Below are 24,883 nucleotides of genomic sequence, written 5' to 3' on the forward strand. Positions count from 1 at the left end.
ATGATCTCCCGTGTGACCAGCAGCACCCAGATGCGCGCCGCGCAGGCCAATCTGCAGGCCAGCGCGCAACGACTCGCCCAGTTGCAGGAGCAGTCCACGTCGCTGAAGACCATCAGCCGGGCATCCGACGACCCCGCCCGGGCGGCGAACGCCATGGCTGTGCGAGCCGAACAGCGTGCCACGGCCCAGTACACCCGCAACGCCGACAACGGGGCCGGCTGGCTCACCACGATCGACGGCGCCCTCGATGAGAGCACCAAGCTCCTCACCGCGGTGCGCGACCTCGCCGTGCAGGGCAGCAACGCCGGCACCATGACCCCTGCAGCCAAGGAGGCCATCGCCGTCCAGATCGACGGCCTCAAGAAGGACCTGCTCAACCAGGCCAACGCCAGCTATCTGGGGCGCACGGTGTTCGCCGGCAACTCGGATGCCCGCACCGCGGTCGGCTCAGAACCCCCGTACACCGTCAGCGCGGACACCTCGGTCCCGGTGGACCGGCGGGTGGGGGCAGACAGTACAGTGCGGGTGGACGCCGACGGCGCCGCCATCTTCGGCACCGGCGACGTCTCCGTCTTCGCGCTGCTCGACGAGGTCTCGGCCGCGCTCCGGAACCCCGACCCCACGGTGTCGGTGTCCGTGCACCTGGGTGCCATCGACGACCGCCTCACGACGATCATCGGCGCCCGCGCCGAGGCCGGAGCCCGGCAGAGCCGCATCGAGACAGCGGGCGCCTCGCTCGTCGTCCAGAAGGGCACCCTCGAGGCGCAGCGAGTGCAGCTCGAGGACGCCGACCTGGCCACTGTGATCCTCGACCTCAAGCTCCAGGAAGTGGCCTACCAGTCGGCCCTCTCCGTGACCGCCCGCGTGATCCAGCCGACCCTGATGGACTTCCTCCGATGACCGCATCCCTCAGCTTCGTCTCCCCGCCGCCCGGGCTGGCACCGCTCACCGACTTCCGGCTGCGCGAGATCGCCGGGGCAGCCGGGCTCTTCGCGCTGCAGTCCGCCGACGACGAACACACCCGGCTTTTCGTGCTGGATGCGTCGATCTACCTGCCGCAGTACACCCCGGTGATCTCCGATGAGCACGCGCGCTCCCTCGACCTGGCCACCCCGGACCAGGCCCTGGTCCTGGTGGTCACGAACCCGGGCGAGGCCGGCACAACGGTCAATCTGATGGCTCCCATCGTGGTGAACGCGAGCACGGGCCGTTGCGCCCAGATCATCCTGGACGGCCAGGACTGGCCGCTGAGGGCCGAGCTCACCCCTCAGTCGGGCTCCCAGACGGACACCAGGGCCGAACCGGCCGACGCCACGATCTGAACCCGCTTCGCTGTCCTGCGGCCGGCCTGAGCGCCCGCCTGCACGGTAGCCCACGCGCCCTCACACGCGGCAGAGCCTCCCCGAACGCGGCACTACGACTTTCGCGCTGTAGGCTCGTCAGCGGTTCGAGAGCTGGGGGACGTGTGACATCGGGGAATGGCGCGGCAGGGAACGACCCGGAACACACGGGCCCCGCCCCTCACCGGAATCCACGACCTGACCCGTCCCAGCCGGACCCGTCCCATCGGGTTTCCCGACCGACCCCCACCGGACCGGACCCCTCCAGGCCAGACCCCGTGCGACCAGACCCCGCCCGGCCAGGCACGTTACGGCCGGGCTTGTCACGGCCGGGTACGACACGGCCGGGCCTGTCCCGCCCCGGCACGCCGCTCAACCGCATCGTCACGACCACGTCAGCGTCCGCGGCTGGAGTCGGGGCCGGATCCGCGAAGCCCATCCCCCGTCCCGCGGACACCTATCCGGCGGCGTCCGCCACCCCGCCCGGCGCCATCCGCCCTGGCACAGCCCACCCCGGTGCCGCACCGCGGGAGACGACGTCAGGCCGCCGGCGGGACATCCAGGGCCTCCGGGCCCTCGCGGTGATCGCCGTCATCCTCGATCACGTCATCGCCTGGCCGGGCGGCGGCTTCGCGGGCGTCGACATCTTCTTCGTCATATCCGGGTTCCTCATCACCGGCGTCCTGCTGCGCGAACACGAGCGCACCGGGCGCATCTCCCTGCGCACCTTCTACGGCAACCGGCTCCGCCGCATCCTGCCGGCCGCCGCGGCGGTGCTGGCGGTCACCACCGCCCTCGGCGTCGTCCTGTTCAACCAGACCCGGGCGCTCTCCACCGCGTGGGACGCTCTCTCGGCACTCTTCTTCGCCGCCAACTGGCGATTCACTGCCGTCGGCACCGACTATTTCCACGCCACTGCGCCGGTATCGGTGCTACAGCACTACTGGTCTCTGTCGGTGGAAGAGCAGTTCTACCTGCTCTGGCCGGTGCTCCTGATCGTGGCGCTCGGCACCGCGAGCCGGCGCGGGCGTGGGTCGGGACGCGACCGTGCGCGCGGCCGCCGTCTGCTCGGCGCGGTCGCCGTCGTCGTCGTGGCGGCTTCGTTCTGCTACGCCGTGTGGGAGACCGCGACGAACCCCACCGTGGCTTACTTCTCCACGTTTTCCAGAGTCTGGGAACTCGGCGTCGGCGCCGCCCTGGCGATCGCGGCCCCTCTGTTCCTGCGGATGCCGCTGGCCGCCCGAATCGTCCTCGGCTGGGCCGGACTGGCAGGCATCATCGCCTCCTTCGCCGTCGTCACCTCGAGCCTGCCATTCCCGGGCCCGTGGGCCGCCCTGCCGGTGGGTGCCACCGTTCTCGTGATCGCGGCCGGCATCGGCGGGACCCAGCGCAACCTGTTCCCGCTCACGAACCCCGTCAGCGTCTATCTGGGCAACATCTCCTACTCGCTCTACCTGTGGCATTTCCCGGTCTTCGTGTTCCTCACGCTGGTGTTGCCCGAGGCCTCCAGCACGACCACCCTGCTCGTCCTCGGCACCACCCTGGCCGTGTCGGTCGTGTCGTATTACCTCATCGAGCAGCCTCTGCACCGCTCGCCCTGGCTGCGCGGAACCGGGCCACTGGTCGACCGTCGGCTCGCCTGGCGACGCTGGCGGGAACGCTACGGCACCCAGTTCATCATGTCGTCCCTGGGTGCCTTCGTCATCGTGGTCGTCGTCGCCGTGTCGTTCGAGGTGCACGACCGTCCGTTGACTCCCATCAGTGCCCCCGCGGCCGACGCCGCGGCCGATGTGAACCCGGAGGTGGCGGTGCAGGCCGACCTTGCTGCCGCCGCGGCCGCCACCACCTGGCCGGATGACCTGTCGCCCTCACTGGACCAGGCCATGGCTACGACCTCTACCAACAACCCGGCTCGCGCCTGTTTCGATGTGGGCGGCACACCCGACTTCGGCCGTTGCACCTGGGGCGACAGCGATGCGCCCCAACACATGTACCTCGTCGGCGACTCCGAGGCGCTCTCCTACGCGCCGGCGTTCAAGGCCATCGCTGAGGCCAGCGACGGCCAGTGGCGCATCACCACCATCGGCCTCTACGGCTGCCGGTTCACCCAGGTGCTCGTCGCCAACGACGGAGCGGGGGTGATGGATGCCTGCCCGCAGCGAAAACTCGACATCGCCACACACATCGTCGCCGACGCTCCCCAGCTCGTGGTGGTCGCCAACGCCTTCGCCGAAGGGCAGGACACCAACCGTCGGCCGCTGTCGGTCGCGAGCATGGTGGCCTCCACCCTCGCCGAAACAGCGGGCTACAACGCCGCGGGAAAGATCGTCTACCTCGCGCCGCCGCCGCTCGGTGCCGAGCTCGGGCAGTGTTATTCGACAGTGTCGAGCCCCCAGGACTGCGCCGTCGGCGTCGGAGCGACCTGGCAACAATTCGCCGCGGCGCTCTCGGCTCCCTCCACCACCGGCGACCACTTCGTCAGCTCCCTCCCGTTCAGCTGCGCCGACGGGGTATGCCCGGCCTTCGCCGGCACCATTCCCACGAAATACGACACCGTGCACATGACCCCGGCCTACGCCGAGCGTGTAGCGCCGGCCCTCCGCTACGCCCTGCAGACGGCCGGAGTCATGTAGCTCCGGGTGGGGCACACGCCGACAATCACAGCCCCGGTATAGTCGGTGCTGGCGCCAGCGCTGGCGCAGAATCCGTCCGCGAAAGGCTACACGTGCCCCGGTTAGATCTCCCCCTGTCCGACCTCGAGACGTATCGGCCGGAGGTGGCCGAGCCGGCCGATTTCGACGCGTTCTGGCAACGCACCCTCGCCGAAGCCCGCCGTTTCGATGCCGCACCCACGCTCACCCGGGTCGACTCGCCGCTGAGCGAGGTGGAGGTCTACGACGTCACCTTCGCCGGATTCGCCGGCGACCCGATCAAGGCCTGGTTCCTTGTGCCGGCCGAACGGCCCGGTTCCGAGCAGACGCGGCTGCCCACGGTCGTGGAGTACAACGGCTACGGCGGCGGTCGCGGCTTCCCGCACGAGCGCCTGGCCTGGGTGGCCAGCGGCTACGCCTACCTGTTCATGGACACCCGCGGACAGGGCAGCTCATGGGGCTCCGGCGGCCACACCCCCGATCCGCACGGCAGTGGCCCTGCCTCCCCCGGATTCATGACCCGCGGCATCCAGTCACCCGACGACTACTACTACCGCCGGGTGTTCACGGACGCCGTGCGCGCCATCGACGCCGTGCGCACCCTGGACCGCGTCGATGCCGAACGCGTGGCCGTGTGCGGCGGCAGTCAGGGCGGCGGCATCGCCCTCGCCGCCGCCGGCTTGGCGCAGGGCCTCATCGGCGCGATGCCCGAGGTGCCGTTCCTCTGCCACTTCGAACGTGCCGTCGGCATGACCGACAACGACCCGTACCACGAGGTCGTGCGATACCTCTCGGTGCACCGCGACCGTGTGGAGCAGACCTTCGCGACCCTGGCCTACTTCGACGGTGTCAACTTCGCCAAACGCGCCACCGCGCCGGCGATCTTCTCGGTGGCGCTGCTCGACCCGATCTGCCCGCCGTCCACAGTGTTCGCCGCGCGCAACCACTACGCGGCGGATGCCGAGATCGAGGTGTACCCGTTCAACGAGCACGAGGGCGGTCAGGGCTACCACTTCGAGCGTCAGGCCGCCTGGCTCTCCCGCCGTTTGGCCGGCTGACTGTTGCCCGAACGGACGTCTGCGCCCGGCGTACCGGGCGCAGAAGTCCGCTCCGGGAACAGATAGCCCGGGCGGCCGCAAGACGACGACGGACGGGCAGCGGGTTAGGGGGCCGGGGGCGGCGGGATCTCGCCGGAGCCGCGGTGGATCAGCCTGGTGGGCAGCTCGACCTGTTTGGTGAACGAGTCCGGGTCGGCGAGGTGCTCCAGGGCTAACCGGGCCGCCGTGCGTCCGAGTTCCATCGGGTCGTACGCCACGACCGAGATGCCCAGGGCATCCGCCAGCTCGAAGTCGTCGAAGCCGATGAACGCCACGGGCGTCTGCAACGTTCGCAGCACCCGCACGGCGCCGGCGCTGCCGCGGTTGTTGCCCGCCACGATGGCCGTGGGCGGGTCAGGCAGGTCCAGCAGGCTCTGCACGGCCAGCTCGGGCGAGATATCCGGGTCGTCGTCGAGCCGCTCCCACTGGGCGGTCTCGACGACCCCCACCTCCCGCAGGGCCTCTCGGTACCCGGCCAGGCGTTCCCGCTGGGTGTACATGGCGGACGGGTTGCTGATGAAGCCGATCTTGCGGTGCCCGATGGCGGTGAGGGAGCGCACCGCCTCGGCCATGCCCTGGCGGTTCGCCAGCACCACGGAGTCGGCCAGGAGGTTGCGTGCCGGCCGGTCGACGCTGACGACGGGGGTGCCCAGCTGCCGCTCGCCCTCGAGGTAGGACTGGTCGTCGGCGATCGGGATGAGCAGGAGGGCGCGTACGCGCTGGGAGATCAGCGCGTCGACCACGCGTTCCTCACTGTCCGGTGAGTCGTCGGTCGTGGCGAGCACCATGGTGAGCCCGCTGAGCGCGAGCTCGCGTTCGATCCCCGCCGCCACGTGGAAGTAGAACGGGTTCTTCAGGTCGCCGATCACGAACGCGACGGTGCTGGTCACCCCGCCGCGACGTAGGTTCCTGGCCAGGTTGTTGGGCCGGAAGCGCAACCGCTTCGCCGCGACGAGCACCCGTTCCCGGGTGTCGACCGACACATTCCCCGCGCCCAGGAACACCCGCGAGACCGTCTTGGAGCTCACTCCGGCCAGCCTCGCCACATCGGCCAGCGTCGCGCGCGGTTGAGTAGTCATCGGATCTCCTCGGTGAAGGACGCCTGTGGACGTTGCCGCGAAAGTGGTCCAGAGGTCGCAATGACAACGTAGGACATTTTGCAGGACATTCGCAAGGAGAGCCGCGGGCGTGACGAGGTGAATCGCCCTCTGATACCGGGAGATCCGGGGCTGACACCACGATGGGACAGGAACAGACAACCTTGACATTCCTGTTTGACGCGCCGCCGAATCCGGGCCTAGCATGAGGCCCAATATGCCGTTCCCTGCGCCCTCGACCCACGCCCCCGTCGTCCGTCTGCTCGACGCCGACTGGAACCTTACGGCCCTGGCCGGGCCGACGCCGGCGCCCATCCGCCGGATCACGGTCCCGGCCACCGTGCCCGGCTCGGTGCACACCGACCTGCTGGCCGCCGAGCTCATCCCCGATCCCTACCTCGACGGCAACGAGCAGCTGCTCTCCTGGATCGGCCTGACCGACTGGCGCTACAGCACCACCTTCGTCTGGAACCCGGCCGGGGCCGACCGCTCTGAACTGGTCTTCGCCGGCCTGGACACCATCGCCGAGATCGAGCTCAACGGGGTCCTGCTCGGCACCACCCGCAATATGCACCGCAGCTACACCTTCGACGTGGGCTCCAGGCTCAAAGCCGGCCTCAACGAACTTGTGGTCGTGTTCCGCTCCCCCATCAAGGCCGCTGACGCCGCCAGCCTCGAACTCGGGTACCGCCCGCACGTCAACCACCACCCATACAACGCCATCCGCAAGATGGCCTGCAGCTTCGGCTGGGACTGGGGCATCGACACCTCCACCTCCGGCTTGTGGAAGCCGGTGACCCTGGTGAGCTGGTCGACGGCCCGCCTGCACGCCGTGCGACCCATCGCCACGGTGCAGACCCACACTGTGCAGAGCACGGCCGGAGACACCTCTAACCGCAACGCCGGAACCGTCGATGTGCACGTGGACATCAGCCGGGCCACGGATGCGCCGGTGACCGTCACCGCCTCCGTCGCCGGGGTCAGCCGCACGCTCGAACTCGCAGCGGGCGCCACCAGCGCCACGGTGACCCTCGAGGTCCCCGAGGTCGACCTGTGGTGGCCGACCGGTTACGGCGAGCATCCGCTCTACGACATCGTCGTCACCCTGCACGATGCCGACACGGCCCACGAACTCGACCGGTCCCACACCCGCGTGGGCTTCCGCACCGTGGAATTCGACACCACCCCCGACGCCGCGGGCACCCCGTTCACCCTGGTGATCAACGGCCAGAGCGTCTTCGTGCGGGGCGCCAACTGGATCCCCGACGACGCCTTCCCGCACCGGATCGACCGGGCTCGCTACGAGCGGCGGCTCGAACAGGCCGAATTCGCCAATATCAACCTGATCCGGGTCTGGGGCGGCGGCATCTTCGAGAGCGACGACTTCTACGACCTCTGCGACGAGAAGGGCCTGCTCACCTGGCAGGACTTCCTGCTGGCCTGCGCCGCCTACGCCGAGGAGACGCCGCTCGGCGACGAGATAGCGGCCGAGGCCCGGGAGAACGTCGCCCGGCTGGCCGCGCATCCGTCGCTGGTCGTGCTCAACGGCAACAACGAGAACCTCTGGGGGTTCGAGGAGTGGAACTGGAAGCTGCGGCTGGACGGCAAGACCTGGGGCGCCGGCTACTACTACGACGTGTTCCCCGCGATCGTCGCCGAGCTCGCGCCGCACATCGGGTACACGCCCGGCAGCCCGTTCTCGCCCGTCGCCGGGAGCGTCCGGAACGACCTGCACCCCAACGACCCCGCGCACGGCACCATGCACATCTGGGACCTGTGGAACCAGCGCGACTACCCCGACTACCGCGACTACACGCCCCGCTTCGTCGCCGAGTTCGGCTGGCAGGGACCGCCCACCTGGTCGACGCTCACCGAGTCGATCCACGACGATCCGCTGACCCCGGAGTCGCCCGGCATGCTCGTGCACCAGAAGGCCATGGAGGGCAACGTCAAGCTCACCGACGGCCTGCTGCCGCACCTGCCGCTGCCGAACGAGATCGGCGACTGGCACTGGGCGATGTCGCTGAACCAAGCCACAGCGATCACCACGGCCATCGAGCATTTCCGCTCCCTGGCCCCGCACTGCATGGGCAGCATCGTCTGGCAGCTCAACGACTGCTGGCCGGTCACCTCCTGGGCCGCCGTCGACGGCTACGGCCGGCCGAAGCCGCTGCTCTACGCGATCAAGCACGCGTACGCCGACCGGCTGATCACGGTGCAGCCCCGGGGCGACGGCCTGGCCGTCATCGCGGTCAACGGCTCCGCCGAGCCCTGGAGCGGCGAGCTCCGGGTGCGGCGGTACACCGACGCGGGCGTCGTCCTGGCCGAGCACGCCGAGCAGGTCACCCTGCCGGCGCGGTCGAACGTGACCGTGCCGCTGGGCGCATCCGTGTCCGCGACAACGGATGCGGCAGCGGAGCTCCTCCGCGCCGAGCTCGGCGGCGCGCGCGGTCACTGGTTCTTCGCCGAGGCCCGCGACAGCGCGCTCTCGGACTCCGCTCCCGAGGTGCTGGCCGAGCGCACCACGACCGGGTACACCGTGCGGGTCACTGCGACCTCCCTCACCCGCGACCTGGCCCTGCTGGTCGACACCGTCGACCCCGACGCGCTCGTCGACGACATGCTCGTCACCCTCCTGCCCGGCGAAAGCGTGCTCTTCACGGTCGATTCCGTGCTCGACGTCGACCCCGCGGTCTTCGCCGCCCCGACCGTGCTGCGCAGCACCAACCAGCTGGTGCGGCCGTGACGGGCGCCTCTGCGGGCGCACGCTACGGTGTCAACGGCAAACCGGCCGCGGCGTTCCTGGCCCGGAAGTACCGGGCCCTCACCCCACCCGCACCAGCTGCAAGAACGGACCGTTCATGAGCGCCCCCGCCAGCTCCCTCACCATCGACGCCGGACAGACCGGTATCCGGGCACGGCTGCACAGCGCCACCGGTGAGGCCGTCCAGTTCCAGTTCGGCGGCATCCGCACCGACAGTGCCCTGATCCCGCAGCTCGGCGACGTCGTCGCCCAGGTCGCGTCGACGACGGACGAACCGATCTTCACCGTCAGCGCGGGCATCTCGGGCTTCTCCAAGGCTGAGACCGATCCCGCCGAGCTGCGCGCAGCGGGCGCGAGCCACGGGGTACACGAGGTGTTCCTCGCGCATGACTCCGTCACCAGCTACCTCGGCGCCCTCGGCGACGAGCTCGGCGTGGTCGTCGCCGCGGGCACCGGGGTCGTCACCCTGGCCGTGGGCTCGACGGAGGTGGCCAGGATCGACGGCTGGGGCAACCTGATCGGCGACGCCGGCAGCGGCTACTGGATCGGCCGGGCGGCGCTGGATGCCGTGATGCGCGCTTACGACGGGCGCGGGCCGGCCACGGCGTTGAGCGCCGTGATGGGACAGGACTTTCCCAACATCGAGATGGCCTACCTCGACCTGCAGGCCGATCCGCTGCGGGTCAGCCGCATCGCCGCCTACGCCCGCCGGGTCACCGAGCTGGCGGCCACGGATGCCGTTGCGGCGCGCATCTGCGACGACGCCGCTGCCGAGCTGGTGCTCTCGGCCACCACCGGGCTGCGCCGGGTGGGCCAGGCCGACCGCCCCGACCCCGTGGTATGCGGGATCGGCGGGGTTCTGCGCACTCCGGAGATCGCGGAACGGTTCGAACGGGGCCTACGGGGCATCTGGCCGCAGGTGGACATCCGCCCGCCAGGCGCCAACGCCCTCGACGGCGCCGAGTACCTGCCGCGACTGGCGCCCACCAGCGCCCTGCGCGACCGCCTGGCTACCTCGATCGCCTGACCGCCCCGTCCAGGGCGCGGGCGGCTGAGGGGCGGTCGACCCGGAGGATGGGTGCTAGCGCAGCTGGAGCAGGGCGGCCTCGAAGGCCACCCAGGGCAGCATGGCGCACTTGACCCTGGCCGGGTACTTGGAGACCCCGGCGAAGGCCGCGGCGTCGCCCATGACCTCTTCGTCGGGTTCGATGGTGCCGCGCGAGCGCAGCATCTCCCGGAAGAGGTCGAGCATGGCCTCGGCCTCGGCGACGCTGGTGTTCAGAACGGTGTCGTGCAGCACGGATGCCGAGGACATCGAGATCGAGCAGCCCGCCCCACGCCAGGTGAAGCCGTCGATCCGGGCATCCACACCGGTGCCGGACAGGGCGACACGCACGGTGACCTCGTCGCCGCAGGTGGTGTTCACCTGGTGCGACTGGGCCAGGCGCACGTCGGTGCCGGATTCGCCGGTGGCCGTGTCGGCGTCGAGTGCCGGCAGCTCGGCCACCGAGCCGTGCGCCGACTTGGCGTGGTCCAGGATGATCTGCTGGTACAGCTGCTGCATGGCGGAGGAGGTCATCGGGTGGCTCCGAAGAACGGGGCGACCTCGGCGAGCACGGCCAGGAACTGGTCGACCTCGTCGTCGGTCGTGTACAGGTAGGTGCTGGCCCGGGTGGACGCGGTCACACCGAGACGGCGGTGCAGCGGCTGGGCGCAGTGGTGGCCCACCCGCACGGCGATGCCGGCCTCGTCGAGGAACTGGCCCACGTCGTGCGCGTGCACGCCGGCGACGTCCACGGCGGCCAGGCCGATGCGCTCCACCCCGAGGCCGGGGCCGAGCAGGCGCACGCCGGGGATGGCCGTGACGCCCTCCACGAGCCGGCGGCCGAGCTCGGCCTCCCGGGTGCGGATCCGGTCCATGCCGGTGTGCGCGAGGTAGTCCACGGCCGCGGCCAGGGCGATGGCCTGGGAGATGCGCTGGGTGCCCGCCTCGAACCGCTGCGGCGGCGCGAGGAACTCGGCGGTCTGCATGTCGACCGTGGTGATCATCGACCCGCCGGTGAGGAACGGCGGCATCGCGGCCAGGAGTTCGGCCTTGCCGTAGAGCACGCCGATGCCGGTGGGGCCGAGCATCTTGTGCCCGGAGAACACCGCGAAATCCACGTCGAGGGCGGTCAGGTCGATGGCCAGGTGCGGCACGGACTGGCAGGCGTCGAGGAACACCAGCGCGTCGACACCGTGGGCGAGGGCGACGAGGTCCTCGATGGGGTTGATGGTGCCCACCACGTTGGACGCGTGGGTGACGGCCAGCAGCCGGGTGCGCGGGTTGACGATCTCGGCGGCGGCGCCCAGATCGAGGGTGCCGTCGTCCAGCACCGGGATGAACCGCAGCGTGGCGCCGGTGCGCAGCGCCAGCTGCTGCCAGGGGATGAGGTTGGAGTGGTGTTCCATCTCGGTGACGACGATCTCGTCGCCGGCGCCCAACCGGAACCGGGCGGCGGCGGGACCGCCGAGCCCGAGGGATGCGTTGGAGAAGGAGTAGGAGACCAGGTTGACGCCCTCGGTGGCGTTGGAGGTCCAGACGATCTCGTTCTCCCGGGCGCCCACGAAACGGGCGACGGTGGCGCGGGCGGCCTCGAACACCTCGGTGGCGGCGAACGCCAGGGTGTGCGCGCCGCGGTGCACGGCGGCGTTGCGTTGTTCGTAGTACTCCTGCTCGGCCTCCATCACGCTGATCGGGTTCTGCGAGGTGGCGCCGGAGTCGAGATAGTTGAGCGGATGCCCGTTGACCTGCTGGTTCAGCACCGGGAAGTCGTTGCGGATGCGCAGGACCTCGTCGGCGCTGAGGGTGTCGGCGGCGAGTGTGGCGGCCCCGAGTTTGTCCGCGCCGGCCGTGCCGGTACGGGGAGTCTGGTCACGCGAGGAAGCCGGGGGTGCAACGAACGTCATACTCCAGGGTACCGTCCCCCCGCTGCCGGGTGGCAGGGTGCGCGGCATCCGCTCAGACGGCCGGGCCGTCGCCTGCGAGGCTTAGGCTGGAACCCAGCAGAAAGGCCCGCCATGCCGCACGCTCCCCTTGTTTCGCCGGGGCCACCGCTCACCCCCGACCAGCGCCGGCGTTACGCCCGTCAGCTCTCCCTCGACCAGGTCGGCGACCTCGGCCAGCGGCGCCTCGCCGTCGCCCGGGTGCTCATGATCGGTGCGGGTGGTCTCGGCTCCCCCGTGCTCACGGCGCTGGCCGCGGCCGGGGTAGGCACGATCGGCATCGTCGACTCCGACAGCGTCGAGGTGTCCAATCTGCACCGCCAGACGATCTACTCCATGGCCGACCTCGCCCAGCCCAAGGCCGAGGCCGCCGCCGCCGCCCTGCGCGCACACAACCCGTTGATCGAGGTCGTGGCGCACCAGACCCGGCTCACGGCGGCCAATGTGCAGGAGCTCGTGGACGACTACGACATCGTGGTCGACGGCACCGACAACTTCGCCACCCGCCATCTCGCGCACGACGCAGCGGCCCGGGCGCACAAGCCTTATGTCTGGGGTTCGGTCTTGCGCTTCGACGGGCTCGTCACAACCTTCTGGGTCGACGGCCCCCGGGGCGGCACCCGGTTGGAGGACCTCTTCCCCAGCACCCCCGGCCCCGACGAAGCCGAGACCTGCGCGATGGCCGGTGTGCTCGGCTCGGTGTGCGCGAGCATCGGCGCCATGATGGCCACCGAGACCCTCAAGCTCATTGTCGGCTTCGGCGAACCTCTGTTCGGTCGGCTGCTCGTGCACGACGGCCTGGATGCTTCCTGGCGCGAGGTGCCGTATTCGGGCTCAGTGCCGGCCGAAACGGAAGCGGCCGCAGCGGCAACGGCAGCGGTGCCGTCCACCGGCACCGTGCCCGCGGAAGCCGTGCCCGCGGAAGCCGTGCCCGCGGGAGCTCCTGCGACGGAAACCGTGACCAGGGACACCAGCCACAGCCAGGTACCCGCTCACGCCCACCCCGGCGCCGCGCCCACCGAGCCCGGCCCGGGCTTTGTCACGCCCGAGGAGATCGACTCGGAGGAGCTGGCCGCGCTGCTCGCCGACCGCGCGGCCGGCACGGCAGATTTCGTGCTCGTCGACATCCGTGAGCCGTGGGAGCGCGAGATCGTCGCGATCGACGGGTCCGCGCTGGTGCCCATGGCGCAGCTGCTCACCGAGAGCGCCCGGCAGGTGCTCGAGCCCGATTCGCGCGTCATCCTGTACTGCCACCACGGCACCCGCTCCGAATACGCCCGCGGCGTGCTGCTCGACAACGGCTGGTCGGATGTGACCCACCTCGCGGGCGGCATCGACGACTGGGTGCGCCGGATCGAACCGGGCAAGCCGCGGTACTGATCAGCGACGACAAGCAGGCACGCCGTGCGGCGCTGCTCGTCGGCCGGTCGTTCAGTCCCCGAAGACGCGCTGGGCGACGTTCATCGCGGCCATGCCCTTGGGCCAGCCGGCGTAGAACGCCACGTGCGTGATGGCCTCGATGAGAAGGGCTGGTACTGCTGTCGGTCATGGTTGTTCCTTCGGCTGTCGTGACTGTATTGTGCGGCGTCGCGTGTGTGGCACGCGCCCAGCACCAGCACACCGCATCGCCGGCCGCTCAGGGAGACCCTGCTGGAGGAGGTACTGGCAGGGTGTTCCTCCTCGGCCCCGGGTGCCCTAGCGTCGACCTCGGCCGACCCGGGCAGACCCGACCGGGCGTCTTGGCAGCACCGGAACCACGAGGGCACCATCGAGGAGGACCACCATGCAGATCGAACCCCGCACACCCACCGTCAAGAATCCGGCTGCTCAATTCGCCGGTGACGTGTGGCTGGACTTCGTCGCGACCCCGCACACGGACGACCAGCGGATGACCGTCGCGGTCGTGCGCTTCGCCCCCGGCGCACGCACGGCCTGGCATTCCCATGCGCGCGGCCAGTACCTGCGGGTCACTCAGGGCGTGGCCCGCTTCGGTACCCGCGACGGGAGCATCATCGAGGTGCATCCCGGCCAGACGCTCTACACCCCGCCTGGCGAAGAACACTTCCACGCTGCCTCGCAGGACAGCTTCATGGAGCACATTGCCATGCTGGAATCCGCCGACGATCCCGCCACGACCACCGTCTGGCTCGAGCACATCACCGACGAGGACTACGCGGGGAGGTAGCCGTCCGCGGCTGGTCGATCCATCCTCATCACGCCCACTGTGCCTGCGAGCCCATCCGGTTATGGTGTGCGCAGTGGGACTCGACCGAGTCCTGACCGCAGCGATGGAGGTGGTCATCATGGACGATGGCGGCACACGAGACGGCACGACCGGCAGCATCCCGGTTCATGCCGGCAGGGCACACGCGGGTGACGGCACGGCCGATGACGTGGCCGCGGACCGCGGTTTCCTGGGCAGCATCGACCCCCTGGTCATCCGCGCGGCGGACGGACGGGTGGTCTGGGAGATGGACAGCCTGGCGTTCCTGGCCGGCGAAGGGTCGGAGAGCGTCAACGACAGCCTGTGGCGCCAGAGTGCCCTCACCGCCAAACACGGCCTCTACGAGGTCACGGAGGGCATCTACCAGGTGCGGGGATTCGACCTGTCGAATGTGACCTTCGTCGAGGGCGAGCGCGGTGTGATCGTGATCGACCCCCTCATCTCGGCCGAGACCGCCGCAGCGGCGCTCGACCTGTACCGGCAGTACCGCGGCGACCGCCCGGTCACCGCCATCGTCTACACCCACGCGCACGTCGACCACTTCGGCGGTGTGCTCGGAGTGGCCGAGCCTGACTCCGGGATCCCCGTTGTCGCCCCTGAGCACTTCCTCGACAACGCCGTGTCTGAGAACGTCTACGCCGGCACGGCCATGTTCCGCCGCGGCTACTACTACGACGGCCATCCGCTGGCCCGCAGCGCGTCGGGCCGGGTGGGCATCGGCCTGGGGCCCGGGGCCTCAACGGGCACCATCGGACTGTTGGTGCCCACCATCGAGATCACGCAGACCGGTCAGGAGGAGGTGCTGGACGGGGTGCGCATCATCTTCCAACTCACCCCCGGCACCGAGTGCCCGTCGGAGATGAACCTCTACTTCCCCGATCACCGCGCGCTCTGCATGGCCGAGAACGTCACGCACACCCTGCACAATCTGCTCACCCTGCGCGGCGCCCAGGTGCGTGACCCGCGCATGTGGTCGCGGTATATCGGCGAGGCCATCGAACTGTTCGCCCACCGGTCGGATGTCGAGTTCGCCTCGCACCACTGGCCGACCTGGGGTACCAGGGAGATCATCGACTTCCTCGGCGAACAGCGTGACCTCTACGCGTACCTGCACGACCAGACCGTGCGGCTGATGAACCAGGGGCTCACCGGCATCGAGATCGCCGAGGACTTCGAGTTGCCGCCCAGCCTCGCCACGCTGTGGCACACGCGGGGGTACTACGGTTCGGTGAACCACAACGTCAAGGCGATCTACCAGCGCTACCTCGGTTGGTACGACGGCAATCCCGCCCACCTGTGGCAGCATCCGCCGACCGCCGCCGCCCGTCGTTACGTCGAGGTGATGGGCGGTGTGGCGGCCACGCTCGAGCACGCCCGTCGGTATCTCGAGGCCGGTGACCTGCGCTTCGCCGTGGAGCTGGCCAGCCACGCTGTTTTCGCCGACCCCGGCGACGGCGCGGCCCGGGAACTCCTGGCGACCGGACTTGAGCGGTTAGGCCTCGGCGCGGAGAACGCCACCTGGCGGAATGTCTACCTCACCGGCGCCAACGAGCTGCGGTACGGAATCGGCCGGAACGACATCAGCGCTGGCGGGCTGCTCAGCGCCCTCACCGTGACCCAACTCTTCGACACCCTCGCGATCCGGGTGGTCGGGCCACGAGCCTGGAACGAGAGCTTCGCCATCAACTGGGTGATCACCGACACCCGCGACCTGTATCGCCTTGAGCTGAGCCACGGGGCCCTGGTGCATTACCCGATGCAGAAACCCCGCGCCGCGGACCTCAACGTGCGCATCAGCCGCACCCGGCTTGCTCAGGCGGTGGCCAGCGGCTCGTTCAGCGGGGTCGACATGACGGGTGACACCGGGGTGCTGTCGCGGTTGTTCGCCCTGCTCGACGCCCCGGATCCCTCTTTCGCCGTCGTCACTCCGTAGCGTGCCGGTCTAGGTTGGCCGGTCTGGGCGGGCCCGCCGGGGCGGGCGCGCCTCAGCCGCCGGCGAAGGGCGGCAGCACGTCCAGCCGGTCGCCATCGTCGAGCACCCTGGCCCGGTCCGTGGTGGCCACGCCGTTCACTATGAAGGAACAGCGCGCGAAAACCGCGGCAGAGCTGCTGCCCAGGTCATCGAGGAACGCACCGATCGTGGCCCCGGCCGGCAGCCGGCGGCTCTCCTCGGCCACGCCGGTGGCCGCCTTCGCGGCGGCGTAGTACCGAACCTGCACCTGCATGCTGATGGACCCTTCGTCGTGGTCGGGTGGAGTGTCCCCGGCCTGTTCACTTCCGTGGCTCCAGCCTACGACGGGTCACCACTCCGGAGCGGGCCGCAGCGTATAGACCAGCTCGACAAGGCCGGTGTCGAACACCTGGGCGCTCGTGAGATCGAGCACCGTTGGGTCGATGTCGGCGGGGAAGACCCCGCGGCCGGAGCCGATCACGACGGGCATCACCACGAGCCTCACCTCGTCGACCTCGCCCGCGGCGAAGAAGGCCCGGCTGAGGGCGAGGCTCCCCCACAGCACGACACTGCCCGTGGCTTCAGCCTTGATCCGGCGGATGGCGTCGACCGCATCCCCGGATTCGAGGGTGGCGGCGGGCAGGTCGCCCCAGGGCGCGTGGCCGAGACTGCGGGAGAACACGTGGCGGCGGAGTGCGTTGAGCGGACCGGCGATGACCTCTCCCTCGGCCGCCGGCGTGGGCCAATAGGCGGCGAACATGCGATAGGTGGTGGCGCCGAGGACCATGGCCTCCACGCCGGCCAGCCACTCCGTCTGGCTGCGGTCGAATTCGGCGGTGCCGCCCTCGAGCAGCTCATAGGCCGTGAACTCACCGGCGGAGTTCGCCGCGAACCCGTCGGCGGTCACGAACTCCTGCACCACAAGTCGCCCCATGCCCTGCCCTTCCCGGGTTGCCCTTCCCTGCGAGTCCGCCGGCACCTTCCGCCCGGCCGCCCCAGCCCCACGCGTCCGAAGCAGAATACGCCGGGGTCCCCGTCGCTTCAATGGGGCACGTCCACGGATGCCGTCATCCGAGCCGGGTGCGGCAAGATGGTGCCATGAGCGCGCGCACGATCGAGCAGCACCGCGAGGCCGTGGCGACGCTTCTCGCACCGCTGTTCCAGACCCGGTCCGTGGAGACCCTCACCCTCTCGAGCGAGCGGCTCACCGGGGACCCCGACGGTTTTCGCTCGCGCACCCTCGCCGCCGCCGTGGCCTCACCGGTGTCGCTGCCGCCCTTCGACAACTCGCAGATGGACGGCTACGCCGTCCGGTCCGGCGATCTTACGCCGGCCTCCTCCGGCACCCCCGTCACGCTCGGTGTCGCCGACCGCATAGCGGCCGGAGACGCCGGTACCCCGCTGCGGGCCGGCACCGCCGCGCCCATCATGACGGGTGCGCCGATTCCGCCCGGCGCGGATGCGGTCGTGCCGATCGAACTGGCCGACCCGCCACGCTTCCTGTCTCCTGCGACGACACCCGGCACGGTGTCATTCGCTGCGCCCGTGGCCGCCGGCACCTTCGTGCGGCCCGCCGGGAGCGATGTGGCCGCCGGCGACCTGCTGCTGCCGACCGGCAGCCACCTCGGGCCCGCGCAGCTCGGTGTTCTCGCGGGCACCGGGGTGACCGAGATCAGCGTGCTCCGGCGCATCCGGGTGCTGCTCATCGCCACCGGCCACGAAATCCGCGCGGCCGGCGAGCAGCTCGCCGCCGGGCAGATCTACGATTCCAACACCGTGATCCTGACCCAGGCCCTGCACGATGCGGGCTGCACGGTGGTCGCGCGGCCCTGCCCGTCGGACGATGCCGCCGACCTTCTCGCGCTCCTGACGGCGGCGCCAGAGGTAGACCTGATCGTCACCGTGGGCGGTGTGAGCGCCGGCGCCCGCGAGGTGGTGCGCGACGCGCTCGGCCCGCTGGGCGTCGAGTTCCTGCACGTGGCCATGCAGCCCGGCGGCCCGCAGGGGCTCGGCGAGATCACCCGCCCGAGTACTGCGGACGGCGATCCCGCCGCCCACGTGCCCGTGGTCTCCTTCCCCGGCAACCCGGTGAGCGCCCTCATCTCGTTCGAGGTCTTCCTGCGCCCCCTGCTGCGCGCCCTGGCCGGCCTGCCCCGGCCCGAGCGGGCCCTGCTGCGCGCGCCGCTGGCGACCGCGGTGGAATCGCCGGCCGGCAAACACCAGCTGCGCCGCGGCATCCTGCGCCCGGACGGGACCCTCGAGCTGGTGGGCGGTCCGAGTTCGCATCTCCTACATTCCTACGCGGCAGCGACCGTGCTGGTGCACCTTCCCGTCGGGCTCGACAGGGCCACCGCGGGAGAGCCCGTGAACTATTGGAGTATCGATGATTGACAGCACGCCCCTTTCCGGTGCCGGGGACAACACGGACGGCAACACGGGTGGCAACACCGACGGCGCCACCGGGATGGCCGCGGCCGCGAGCCCGGCCGGCGAGACGGCGCCCCGGCTCAGCCACGTGCGCGCGGACGGCGCGGCCCTGATGGTGGATGTGACGGACAAGCCCGTCACCAAACGGCGTGCCACGGCCACGGCCACCCTCATCACCCGGCCCGATGTGATCGACCTCGTGGTGGCGGGCACCCTCCCCAAGGGTGAGGCTCTCGCCGTGGCCAGGGTGGCGGGCATCATGGCTGCCAAGCAGACCTCGGCGCTGATCCCGTTGTGCCATCCGCTGCCGATCTCGGGCGCGACCATCGACTTCGAGCCGGGTGCCGACAGAATCGTCATCACCGCGACGGTGAAGACCACCGGGGTCACCGGCGTGGAGATGGAGGCGCTGACCAGCGTGTCTGTCGCCGCCCTCACCCTCTACGACATGATCAAGGCCGTCGACAAGCACGCCGTCCTCACCGACATCCGGGTGTTGGCCAAGTCGGGCGGCAAGAGCGGCGACTGGAGCCTCGAATGACCCCGGGCACCAGACCGGCGCCGGCCGGGGGTTCCGGAGGGAACTCCATCGTGCGGCGCACCGCGCAGGTGATCGTCGCGTCGACCCGGGCGGCGACGGGGGTGTACACCGATCAGACCGGTCCGGTCATCGACGCCTGGCTGCAGGACCGGGGCTGGCTGGTGCTCGAGCGCGCCGTCGTGGTGGACGGTGAACCCGTGGGCGACGCCCTGGCCGCCGCCATCGAGGCCGGCCTCGACCTCATCATCACAACGGGCGGCACCGGGGTGAGCCCCACCGACAGGACCCCAGAGCAGACACTGCCGCTGCTGGACCGGGAGCTTCCGGGGATCATGGAGGAACTGCGCCGCCGAGGCGCGCTCTCCACGCCGTTGGCCGTGCTGTCCCGCGGCCACGCCGGCATCGCCCGCGGCCGCACCGTGGTGATCAACCTGCCCGGCTCCACCGGCGGAGTGCGCGACGGCCTGGGCGTGCTCGCCGACATTCTCGACCACCTGCTGGACCAGGTCGCCGGGCTGGACCACGACACCCGAATCATCGCCGCCGGTGCACCGCCGGCAGCAGCATCCTCAGCGAAACCCGCAGCACCACTGACGAAGGACCCGCATCATGACCGCTGACACCCCCGACGCCCTGGCTCCGGGAACCGTGCTGTTCGCCCGGGTGGACGACACCCCCATCACCGTGGAGGAATGCACGGACGCCGTGGCCGACAAGGCGGCCGGCGCCGTCGTCACCTTCGCGGGCGTGGTGCGCAACCACGACGAGGACCGCGGCGTCACCTGGTTGCGCTACAGCGCGCATCCGAGCGCCGAGGCCGTGCTCGCCGACGTGGTGCGGGACGTGGCCCTGTCCCACCCCGGCTGCCGGATCGCCGCCGCCCACCGCGTGGGCGACCTCGGCATCGGCGACATCGCGCTGGCCTGTGCGGTGGCCTCCGCACACCGCGCCGCAGCGTTCGCGGCCTGCGCGGCCCTGGTCGACGACATCAAGAACCGGGTGCCGATCTGGAAAGAACAGGGCTTCACCGACGGCAGCACCGAATGGGTCGCCGCGCTCGGCTGACCCGCCATCCCCGGCCGGTCGCAGCTGTTCCCGAAGCGGACAAATGGTGCCGGCGCACCGGGCGCACTTGTCCGGACGGGGAACAGTTCGGTGCCGATCACGCCGCAAAACTGGGCATTCGCTGGGTGGCACGGGCGCGGTTAACATCACTGACACATAGCTGCGCTTGACTAGGGTGTCGGCACCAGAAACTGGAGCCGTACGGTGCTGCCCCGAGGCGATACCGAACACCGGATGCCTGCATCCCGCACAAACCAGCTCACACCGACACGTTCTCACCGACCGGCTCCCCCGGAGTCGCTCGCTGAGCATCTCGCGCAGAGCATTCCGTACAGAGGAGGCACGGATGGACCTGACCACCGTTGCGACCATCACTCCGGCCCGCACCCGGTCGGACCTGGCCCTGCTGGGCGCGTCCGTCGTTCCGCTGGCAGGCGGCTCCGAGCTGTTCGCCGACCCGCGCATCCACCTCACCGGCCTCGTCGACCTGCAGACGATGGGCTGGCCGCCGCTCACCGTCACCCACGAGGGTCTGGAGATCGCCGCCACCTGCACGCTCGCCGACCTCTCCCGCATGCCCGCCGAGCCCGGCTGGACCGCCCACCCGGTCTTCCACCAGGCTTGCACTGCCCTGTTCGGGTCGTTCAAGGTCTGGAATGTCGCCACCGTCGGCGGGAACCTCTGCACCTCGCTGCCGGCCGGCCCGATGATCTGCCTCACCGCCGCGCTCGACGCCCGGGTGCTGATCTGGCACGCCGACGGCAGCGACGAGTGGATGCCCGCCCTCGACTTCGTCACGGGCAACACCACCAACGTGCTCGCTCCCGGCGACGTGCTGCGCTCGATCCACGTGCCGACCGCGGCGCTGGCCGCCCGCACCGCCTACCGCAAGATCGCGCTGTCGCCGCTCGGCCGCTCAGGGGCCGTGCTCATCGGCCGGCTCGACGCCGACGGCGCCTTCGTGCTCACCGTGACGGGCGGCACCGTGCGCCCGGTGCAATTGCGCTACCCGCAGCCGCCCGACTCGGCCGTGCTCGCCGCAGACATCGCAGGCATCGACGCCTGGTTCACGGATGCCCACGGCGCCGCCGACTGGCGCCGCGCCATGAGCGGTCTGCTGGGTGAGGAGATCCGGCAGGAGCTCGCCGGTCCGGCCGACCTCGTCCGGCCCGCCCCGGCCACGGACACCGGCATCCGCACCGACGCCCAGATCGAGACCGGCACAGACACAGACACCCCGGACGGGAGCCGCGCATGAAGCTCAGCGTGAACGGCGTCCCGCTGGATGCCCCGGCCGCGGCCGGCCAGGTGTTGCGCACCTACCTGCGCGAGCAGGAGCACTTCGAGGTCAAGAAGGGCTGCGACACAGGCGACTGCGGCGCCTGCTCGGTGCTCGTCGACGGCACCCCGGTGCACTCGTGCATCTACCCGGCCTACCGGGCCGAAGGCCGGGAGGTCACCACGGCCACGGGCATCGGCGGCCCCGACGACCTCGCACCGATCCAGCAGCGCTTCATCGACGCCGCCGGCTTCCAGTGCGGCTTCTGCACGCCGGGCATGGTCGTGACAGCCTCCACCATCCAGGACCACCAGCTGCACGACCTGCCCCGCCTGCTCAAGGGCAACCTGTGCCGCTGCACGGGCTACCGGGCCATCGACGACGCCATCCGCGACCGCCACACGCCGGCCTCCGAAAGCTGCGACCACGACCACGCCGCGGATGTCGCCGGCCCGACGGCCGCGCCGGTCACCGGCCTCGGCCCGGTGCGCACCACCAAGCCCCGCACCCCCCGCACCTCCGCCACCGACGGCAAGGTCGGCGGCTCCCTGCGCGCGCCGGCCGCCGCCCGGGTCGTGAGCGGCCAGGAGCCGTACACGCTCGACGTGGCCGTGCCCGGCCTGCTGCACCTCAGCGTGTTGCGCAGCCCCCACGCGCACGCCAGGGTGCTCTCCATCGACGACACCGCCGCCCGGGCCCTGCCCGGCGTGCACGCCGTGCTCAGCCACGCCGACGACCCCGGCACCCTCTACTCCTCTGCCCGGCACGAGAGCCGGCTCGACGACCCCGACGACAGTCTGGTCTTCGACACCGTCATGCGGCACCGCGGTCAGCGCGTCGCGGCCGTGGTCGCCGACTCGGTGGCTATCGCCGAGCACGCCTGCCGGCTGCTCGTGGTGCAGTACGAGGTGCTGCCGGCGGTCTTCGACCCGGCCGATGCCCTCTCCCCCGGCGCCCCGCTCGTGCACGGCGACAAGGATGCCGTAACCAGCCGGGTCGCCGACCCCGGCCGCAACCTGGTGGCCGAGCTGCACGGCGAGTACGGCGACGTCGCCGCGGGCCTCGCCGCCGCCGACACCGTGGTCACCGGCACCTGGCAGACCCAGCGCGTGGCCCACACCCAGCTCGAGACGCACGCCACGATCGGCTGGCTGGAGGAGAACCGGCTCGTGCTGCGCACCAGCTCCCAGGTGCCGTTTTTGGTGCAGAAGGAGATCAGCCGCATCTTCGACCTCGACCTCGAGGCCGTGCGGGTGTTCACCGCACGCGTCGGCGGCGGGTTCGGCGGCAAGCAGGAGATCCTCACCGAGGACGTGGTGACCCTCGCGGTGCTGAAGACCAAACGTCCGGTGCAGTACGAGTTCACCCGCACCGACGAACTCGCCGCCTCACCCGCCCGCCACCCCATGCGGGTCGGCGTCACCCTGGGCGCCACCAGCGACGGCCGGCTCACCGCCCTGGCCATCGATGTGCTCTCCGACACCGGCTCGTACGGCAATCATGCTCCCGGCGTCATGTTCCACGGCACCAGCGAATCCGTCGCGCTCTACAACGTGCCCAACAAGCGGGTGGATGCCCAGGCCGTCTACACGAACAACCCTCCGTCGGGCGCCTTCCGCGGCTACGGTCTCGGCCAGGTGATCTACGGCATCGAGAGCGCGCTCGACGAACTCGCCCGCGCGCTGGGCATCAACCCGTTCGACCTGCGCCGGATCAACTCGGTGCGACCCGGCGACCCGCTCGTGGTGACCCACGAGGAAGGAGACGACATCGGCTTCGCCAGCTACGGCCTCGACCAGTGCCTCGATCTGGCCCAGGCCGCTCTGGCCCGCGGCAACGGTGTGGCGGCGCCCACCGGCGCCTCCTGGCGGGTGGGTGAGGGCATGGCCTCCTCCATGATCGCCACGACTCCCCCGCGCGGGCATTACTCCCAGGCTGCCATCACGCTGGGCGCCGACGCGCGCTACGTCGTGCGGGTGGGTACCGCCGAATTCGGCAACGGCACCACCACCGTGCACACCCAGATCGCCGCGACCGTGCTGAACACCGCTCCGGACCGGATCGAGATCCGGCAGTCCGATACGGACGCCGCGGGCTACGACACCGGAGCGTTCGGCTCGGCCGGCGTGGTCGTGGCCGGCAAGGCCGTGCACGGCGCCGCGACCACCCTGGCCGCCCGGCTGCGCGGCTTGGCCGCCGAGCGCACCGGCACCCCCGCGGCGTCCTTCGTGCTCGAGGCCGACGGCCTCCGCTCCGGCGACGTGTTCGTGCCCCTGACCGAGCTGGCCGGCCCCGACGGTCTCACGGCCATCGGCCGGGAGGACGGCGCCCGCCGGTCGCTCGCGTTCAATGTGCACGCCTTCAGGGTGGCCGTGAACACCGACACCGGCGAGGTACGGATGCTGCAGTCGATCCAGACCGCCGATGCCGGCTTCGTGATGAACCCGGAGCAGTGCCGCGGCCAGATCGAGGGCGGGGTGGCCCAAGCCATCGGCACCGCGCTCTTCGAGGAACTCATCCTCGACGGCGCCGGCACCGTGACCACCCGGGTGCTGCGCAACTACCACGTGCCGCAGCTGGCCGACCTGCCCGTGACCGAGGTGTACTTCGCCGACACGGCCGACGACCTGGGGCCCTACGGCGCCAAGTCGATGAGCGAATCGCCCTACAACCCGGTGGCGCCAGCCCTGGCCAACGCTGTGCGCGACGCCATCGGGATTCGTGCGTACGAACTCCCGATGTCGCGCGACAGGGTGTGGCGTCTGGTGAACCGCGCCGCCCTCCAGGCCCCGGCCCTGCAGGAATAGACCTGCAGGGAGAGACCTGGAGGGAGAGGCCGGTGGGTCACTCCACGTCGGAGGTCGCGCGGCTGGGGCCCGCCGAGACCGCCTTCATCTCCTTGCCGTGCACCGAGACCGCCCAGATCACCAGAACGTCGATGGCGATCATGGTGATCGACCAGAGCGGGTAGGCGCCCAGGAACGCGATGTTCACCAGGGCGCTGGCGAAGGCGAGGATGATGGCGACGATGCGCGCCCACATCTGCCCGGCCAGCAAGGCCACGCCGGCGAGGATCACGACGGCTCCGAGGATGGTGTGGACCCATCCCCACGTCGTGTAGTCGACCTGCACCACCAGCCCCTCGCTGGCGACGAGGTAATAGGTGTCCTGGAACAGGGCAACCAGACCCTGGATGACGTGGAAGGCACCCATCATCAGCATCATGACGCCGGCGAAGACGATCCAGCCGGTCCAACCCGACACCTCGGTGTCGGCGCTGTAGCTCTGGGCGGTGGCGGCGCCGGTCGTGGTGCCGGTTGCCTGTCGTGTGTTGGTCATTTCGCTTCCTCCATTCAATGGACTCGACGATCACGCTAGTGCGCAGTCGAACCCGTTTCGTCCCCCGAATGGGGTGAGGGCTGGGGCGAAACTCCTGGTCAGAGCCGTGGCGACCGGCTAGTC

Annotated in this window: 21 protein-coding genes; 15 read left to right on the forward strand and 6 right to left on the reverse strand. The window is 70.5% G+C overall.

Going from position 1 to position 24,883, the window contains the following annotated elements:
- Positions 1-12 precede the first annotated feature (12 nt).
- The 4 genes from DOE79_RS02695 to DOE79_RS02710 all read left to right on the forward strand — a co-directional run bounded on the left by DOE79_RS02695 (position 13) and on the right by DOE79_RS02710 (position 5,049).
- A complete protein-coding gene (locus tag DOE79_RS02695) occupies positions 13-900 on the forward strand; it encodes a flagellin N-terminal helical domain-containing protein (RefSeq protein ID WP_342767942.1) in 888 nt (295 codons plus the stop codon).
- Positions 897-1,322 carry a flagellar assembly protein FliW gene (locus tag DOE79_RS02700; protein ID WP_120337167.1) on the forward strand — a complete coding sequence of 142 codons (426 nt, stop codon included), beginning with the start codon at positions 897-899 and terminating at the stop codon, positions 1,320-1,322. The genes DOE79_RS02695 and DOE79_RS02700 overlap by 4 nt, the downstream gene beginning before the upstream one ends.
- Before the next feature lie 338 nt (positions 1,323-1,660).
- Complete coding sequence (locus DOE79_RS02705; RefSeq protein ID WP_245977082.1) at positions 1,661-3,973, forward strand: acyltransferase family protein; 2,313 nt, start codon at positions 1,661-1,663, stop codon at positions 3,971-3,973.
- A gap of 92 nt (positions 3,974-4,065) precedes the next feature.
- Complete coding sequence (locus DOE79_RS02710; protein ID WP_120337168.1) at positions 4,066-5,049, forward strand: acetylxylan esterase; 984 nt, start codon at positions 4,066-4,068, stop codon at positions 5,047-5,049.
- Positions 5,050-5,153: 104 nt separating this feature from the next.
- Here the strand turns inward: DOE79_RS02710 and DOE79_RS02715 are convergent, their stop codons facing one another.
- Positions 5,154-6,167, reverse strand: coding sequence for a LacI family DNA-binding transcriptional regulator (locus DOE79_RS02715; protein WP_120337169.1), 1,014 nt, complete (start codon positions 6,165-6,167; stop codon positions 5,154-5,156).
- A gap of 235 nt (positions 6,168-6,402) precedes the next feature.
- On the opposite strand from DOE79_RS02715, the gene DOE79_RS02720 reads away from it, so the two are divergent.
- Positions 6,403-8,931 carry a glycoside hydrolase family 2 protein gene (locus tag DOE79_RS02720; RefSeq protein ID WP_120337170.1) on the forward strand — a complete coding sequence of 843 codons (2,529 nt, stop codon included), beginning with the start codon at positions 6,403-6,405 and terminating at the stop codon, positions 8,929-8,931.
- A gap of 115 nt (positions 8,932-9,046) precedes the next feature.
- Positions 9,047-9,976, forward strand: coding sequence for an N-acetylglucosamine kinase (locus DOE79_RS02725; RefSeq protein ID WP_120337171.1), 930 nt, complete (start codon positions 9,047-9,049; stop codon positions 9,974-9,976).
- Between the two features lie 54 nt (positions 9,977-10,030).
- Here DOE79_RS02725 and sufU read toward each other — a convergent pair whose 3' ends face one another.
- Entirely contained in the window at positions 10,031-10,528 is a 498-nt protein-coding gene (sufU, locus tag DOE79_RS02730) for a Fe-S cluster assembly sulfur transfer protein SufU (protein WP_120337172.1), read from the reverse strand.
- On the reverse strand, positions 10,525-11,898 hold the full coding sequence (locus tag DOE79_RS02735; RefSeq protein ID WP_120337173.1) for an aminotransferase class V-fold PLP-dependent enzyme: 1,374 nt from the start codon (positions 11,896-11,898) through the stop codon (positions 10,525-10,527). The genes sufU and DOE79_RS02735 overlap by 4 nt, the downstream gene beginning before the upstream one ends.
- Positions 11,899-12,009: 111 nt before the next feature.
- Between DOE79_RS02735 and DOE79_RS02740 the strand changes: the two genes are divergently transcribed.
- The 3 genes from DOE79_RS02740 (at position 12,010) to DOE79_RS02755 (ending at position 16,091) form a co-directional block, all read left to right on the forward strand.
- Positions 12,010-13,314 carry a ThiF family adenylyltransferase gene (locus tag DOE79_RS02740; RefSeq protein ID WP_120337174.1) on the forward strand — a complete coding sequence of 435 codons (1,305 nt, stop codon included), beginning with the start codon at positions 12,010-12,012 and terminating at the stop codon, positions 13,312-13,314.
- A 403-nt stretch (positions 13,315-13,717) separates the two neighbouring features.
- A complete protein-coding gene (locus tag DOE79_RS02750) occupies positions 13,718-14,119 on the forward strand; it encodes a (R)-mandelonitrile lyase (protein WP_120337175.1) in 402 nt (133 codons plus the stop codon).
- Positions 14,120-14,192: 73 nt separating this feature from the next.
- Positions 14,193-16,091, forward strand: a complete 1,899-nt coding sequence (locus DOE79_RS02755) for an alkyl/aryl-sulfatase (RefSeq protein ID WP_220094271.1) — start codon at positions 14,193-14,195, stop codon at positions 16,089-16,091.
- Positions 16,092-16,143: 52 nt separating this feature from the next.
- On the opposite strand, the gene DOE79_RS02760 is transcribed toward DOE79_RS02755, so the two are convergent.
- Both DOE79_RS02760 and DOE79_RS02765 read right to left on the reverse strand, forming a co-directional pair.
- Positions 16,144-16,383 (reverse strand): MoaD/ThiS family protein, encoded by a 240-nt coding sequence (locus DOE79_RS02760; RefSeq protein ID WP_120337176.1) that lies wholly within the window; start codon positions 16,381-16,383, stop codon positions 16,144-16,146.
- A gap of 75 nt (positions 16,384-16,458) precedes the next feature.
- Complete coding sequence (locus tag DOE79_RS02765; protein ID WP_120337177.1) at positions 16,459-17,043, reverse strand: dihydrofolate reductase family protein; 585 nt, start codon at positions 17,041-17,043, stop codon at positions 16,459-16,461.
- A 164-nt stretch (positions 17,044-17,207) separates the two neighbouring features.
- On the opposite strand from DOE79_RS02765, the gene DOE79_RS02770 reads away from it, so the two are divergent.
- From DOE79_RS02770 to DOE79_RS02795, 6 genes are all read left to right on the forward strand, one after another.
- A complete protein-coding gene (locus DOE79_RS02770; RefSeq protein WP_120337178.1) occupies positions 17,208-18,500 on the forward strand; it encodes a molybdopterin molybdotransferase MoeA in 1,293 nt (430 codons plus the stop codon).
- A 73-nt stretch (positions 18,501-18,573) separates the two neighbouring features.
- Positions 18,574-19,077 (forward strand): cyclic pyranopterin monophosphate synthase MoaC, encoded by a 504-nt coding sequence (gene moaC / locus DOE79_RS02775; protein WP_120340114.1) that lies wholly within the window; start codon positions 18,574-18,576, stop codon positions 19,075-19,077.
- The gene (locus tag DOE79_RS02780; protein WP_120337179.1) at positions 19,074-19,697 is read left to right on the forward strand and encodes a MogA/MoaB family molybdenum cofactor biosynthesis protein; all 624 of its coding nucleotides are present in this window, start codon (positions 19,074-19,076) and stop codon (positions 19,695-19,697) included. The genes moaC and DOE79_RS02780 overlap by 4 nt, the downstream gene beginning before the upstream one ends.
- On the forward strand, positions 19,687-20,142 hold the full coding sequence (locus tag DOE79_RS02785) for a molybdenum cofactor biosynthesis protein MoaE (RefSeq protein WP_181445850.1): 456 nt from the start codon (positions 19,687-19,689) through the stop codon (positions 20,140-20,142). The genes DOE79_RS02780 and DOE79_RS02785 overlap by 11 nt, the downstream gene beginning before the upstream one ends.
- Positions 20,143-20,488: 346 nt before the next feature.
- Positions 20,489-21,400 carry an FAD binding domain-containing protein gene (locus tag DOE79_RS02790; protein ID WP_120337180.1) on the forward strand — a complete coding sequence of 304 codons (912 nt, stop codon included), beginning with the start codon at positions 20,489-20,491 and terminating at the stop codon, positions 21,398-21,400.
- Positions 21,397-24,228, forward strand: coding sequence for a molybdopterin-dependent oxidoreductase (locus tag DOE79_RS02795; protein WP_120337181.1), 2,832 nt, complete (start codon positions 21,397-21,399; stop codon positions 24,226-24,228). Before DOE79_RS02790 ends, DOE79_RS02795 begins: the two co-directional genes overlap by 4 nt.
- Before the next feature lie 37 nt (positions 24,229-24,265).
- On the opposite strand, the gene DOE79_RS02800 is transcribed toward DOE79_RS02795, so the two are convergent.
- Positions 24,266-24,760, reverse strand: coding sequence for a DUF7144 family membrane protein (locus DOE79_RS02800; protein WP_120337182.1), 495 nt, complete (start codon positions 24,758-24,760; stop codon positions 24,266-24,268).
- Positions 24,761-24,883: the final 123 nt, after the last annotated feature.

This window comes from Cryobacterium soli, from assembly GCF_003611035.1.
Lineage (GTDB): Bacteria > Actinomycetota > Actinomycetes > Actinomycetales > Microbacteriaceae > Cryobacterium > Cryobacterium soli.

Bases quoted from the DNA above. Each gene is read 5' to 3' on its own strand.
- DOE79_RS02800 (WP_120337182.1), bottom strand. From the start codon at position 24,760: ATGACCAACACACGACAGGCAACCGGCACCACGACCGGCGCCGCCACC.
- DOE79_RS02740 (WP_120337174.1), top strand. From the start codon at position 12,010: ATGCCGCACGCTCCCCTTGTTTCGCCGGGGCCACCGCTCACCCCCGAC.
- DOE79_RS02760 (WP_120337176.1), bottom strand. From the start codon at position 16,383: ATGCAGGTGCAGGTTCGGTACTACGCCGCCGCGAAGGCGGCCACCGGC.
- DOE79_RS02770 (WP_120337178.1), top strand. From the start codon at position 17,208: ATGAGCGCGCGCACGATCGAGCAGCACCGCGAGGCCGTGGCGACGCTT.
- sufU (WP_120337172.1), bottom strand. From the start codon at position 10,528: ATGACCTCCTCCGCCATGCAGCAGCTGTACCAGCAGATCATCCTGGAC.
- DOE79_RS02765 (WP_120337177.1), bottom strand. From the start codon at position 17,043: ATGGGGCGACTTGTGGTGCAGGAGTTCGTGACCGCCGACGGGTTCGCG.
- DOE79_RS02780 (WP_120337179.1), top strand. From the start codon at position 19,074: ATGACCCCGGGCACCAGACCGGCGCCGGCCGGGGGTTCCGGAGGGAAC.
- DOE79_RS02735 (WP_120337173.1), bottom strand. From the start codon at position 11,898: ATGACGTTCGTTGCACCCCCGGCTTCCTCGCGTGACCAGACTCCCCGT.
- DOE79_RS02720 (WP_120337170.1), top strand. From the start codon at position 6,403: ATGCCGTTCCCTGCGCCCTCGACCCACGCCCCCGTCGTCCGTCTGCTC.
- DOE79_RS02750 (WP_120337175.1), top strand. From the start codon at position 13,718: ATGCAGATCGAACCCCGCACACCCACCGTCAAGAATCCGGCTGCTCAA.
- DOE79_RS02700 (WP_120337167.1), top strand. From the start codon at position 897: ATGACCGCATCCCTCAGCTTCGTCTCCCCGCCGCCCGGGCTGGCACCG.
- DOE79_RS02715 (WP_120337169.1), bottom strand. From the start codon at position 6,167: ATGACTACTCAACCGCGCGCGACGCTGGCCGATGTGGCGAGGCTGGCC.
- DOE79_RS02795 (WP_120337181.1), top strand. From the start codon at position 21,397: ATGAAGCTCAGCGTGAACGGCGTCCCGCTGGATGCCCCGGCCGCGGCC.
- moaC (WP_120340114.1), top strand. From the start codon at position 18,574: ATGGCCGCGGCCGCGAGCCCGGCCGGCGAGACGGCGCCCCGGCTCAGC.
- DOE79_RS02790 (WP_120337180.1), top strand. From the start codon at position 20,489: ATGGACCTGACCACCGTTGCGACCATCACTCCGGCCCGCACCCGGTCG.
- DOE79_RS02785 (WP_181445850.1), top strand. From the start codon at position 19,687: ATGACCGCTGACACCCCCGACGCCCTGGCTCCGGGAACCGTGCTGTTC.
- DOE79_RS02725 (WP_120337171.1), top strand. From the start codon at position 9,047: ATGAGCGCCCCCGCCAGCTCCCTCACCATCGACGCCGGACAGACCGGT.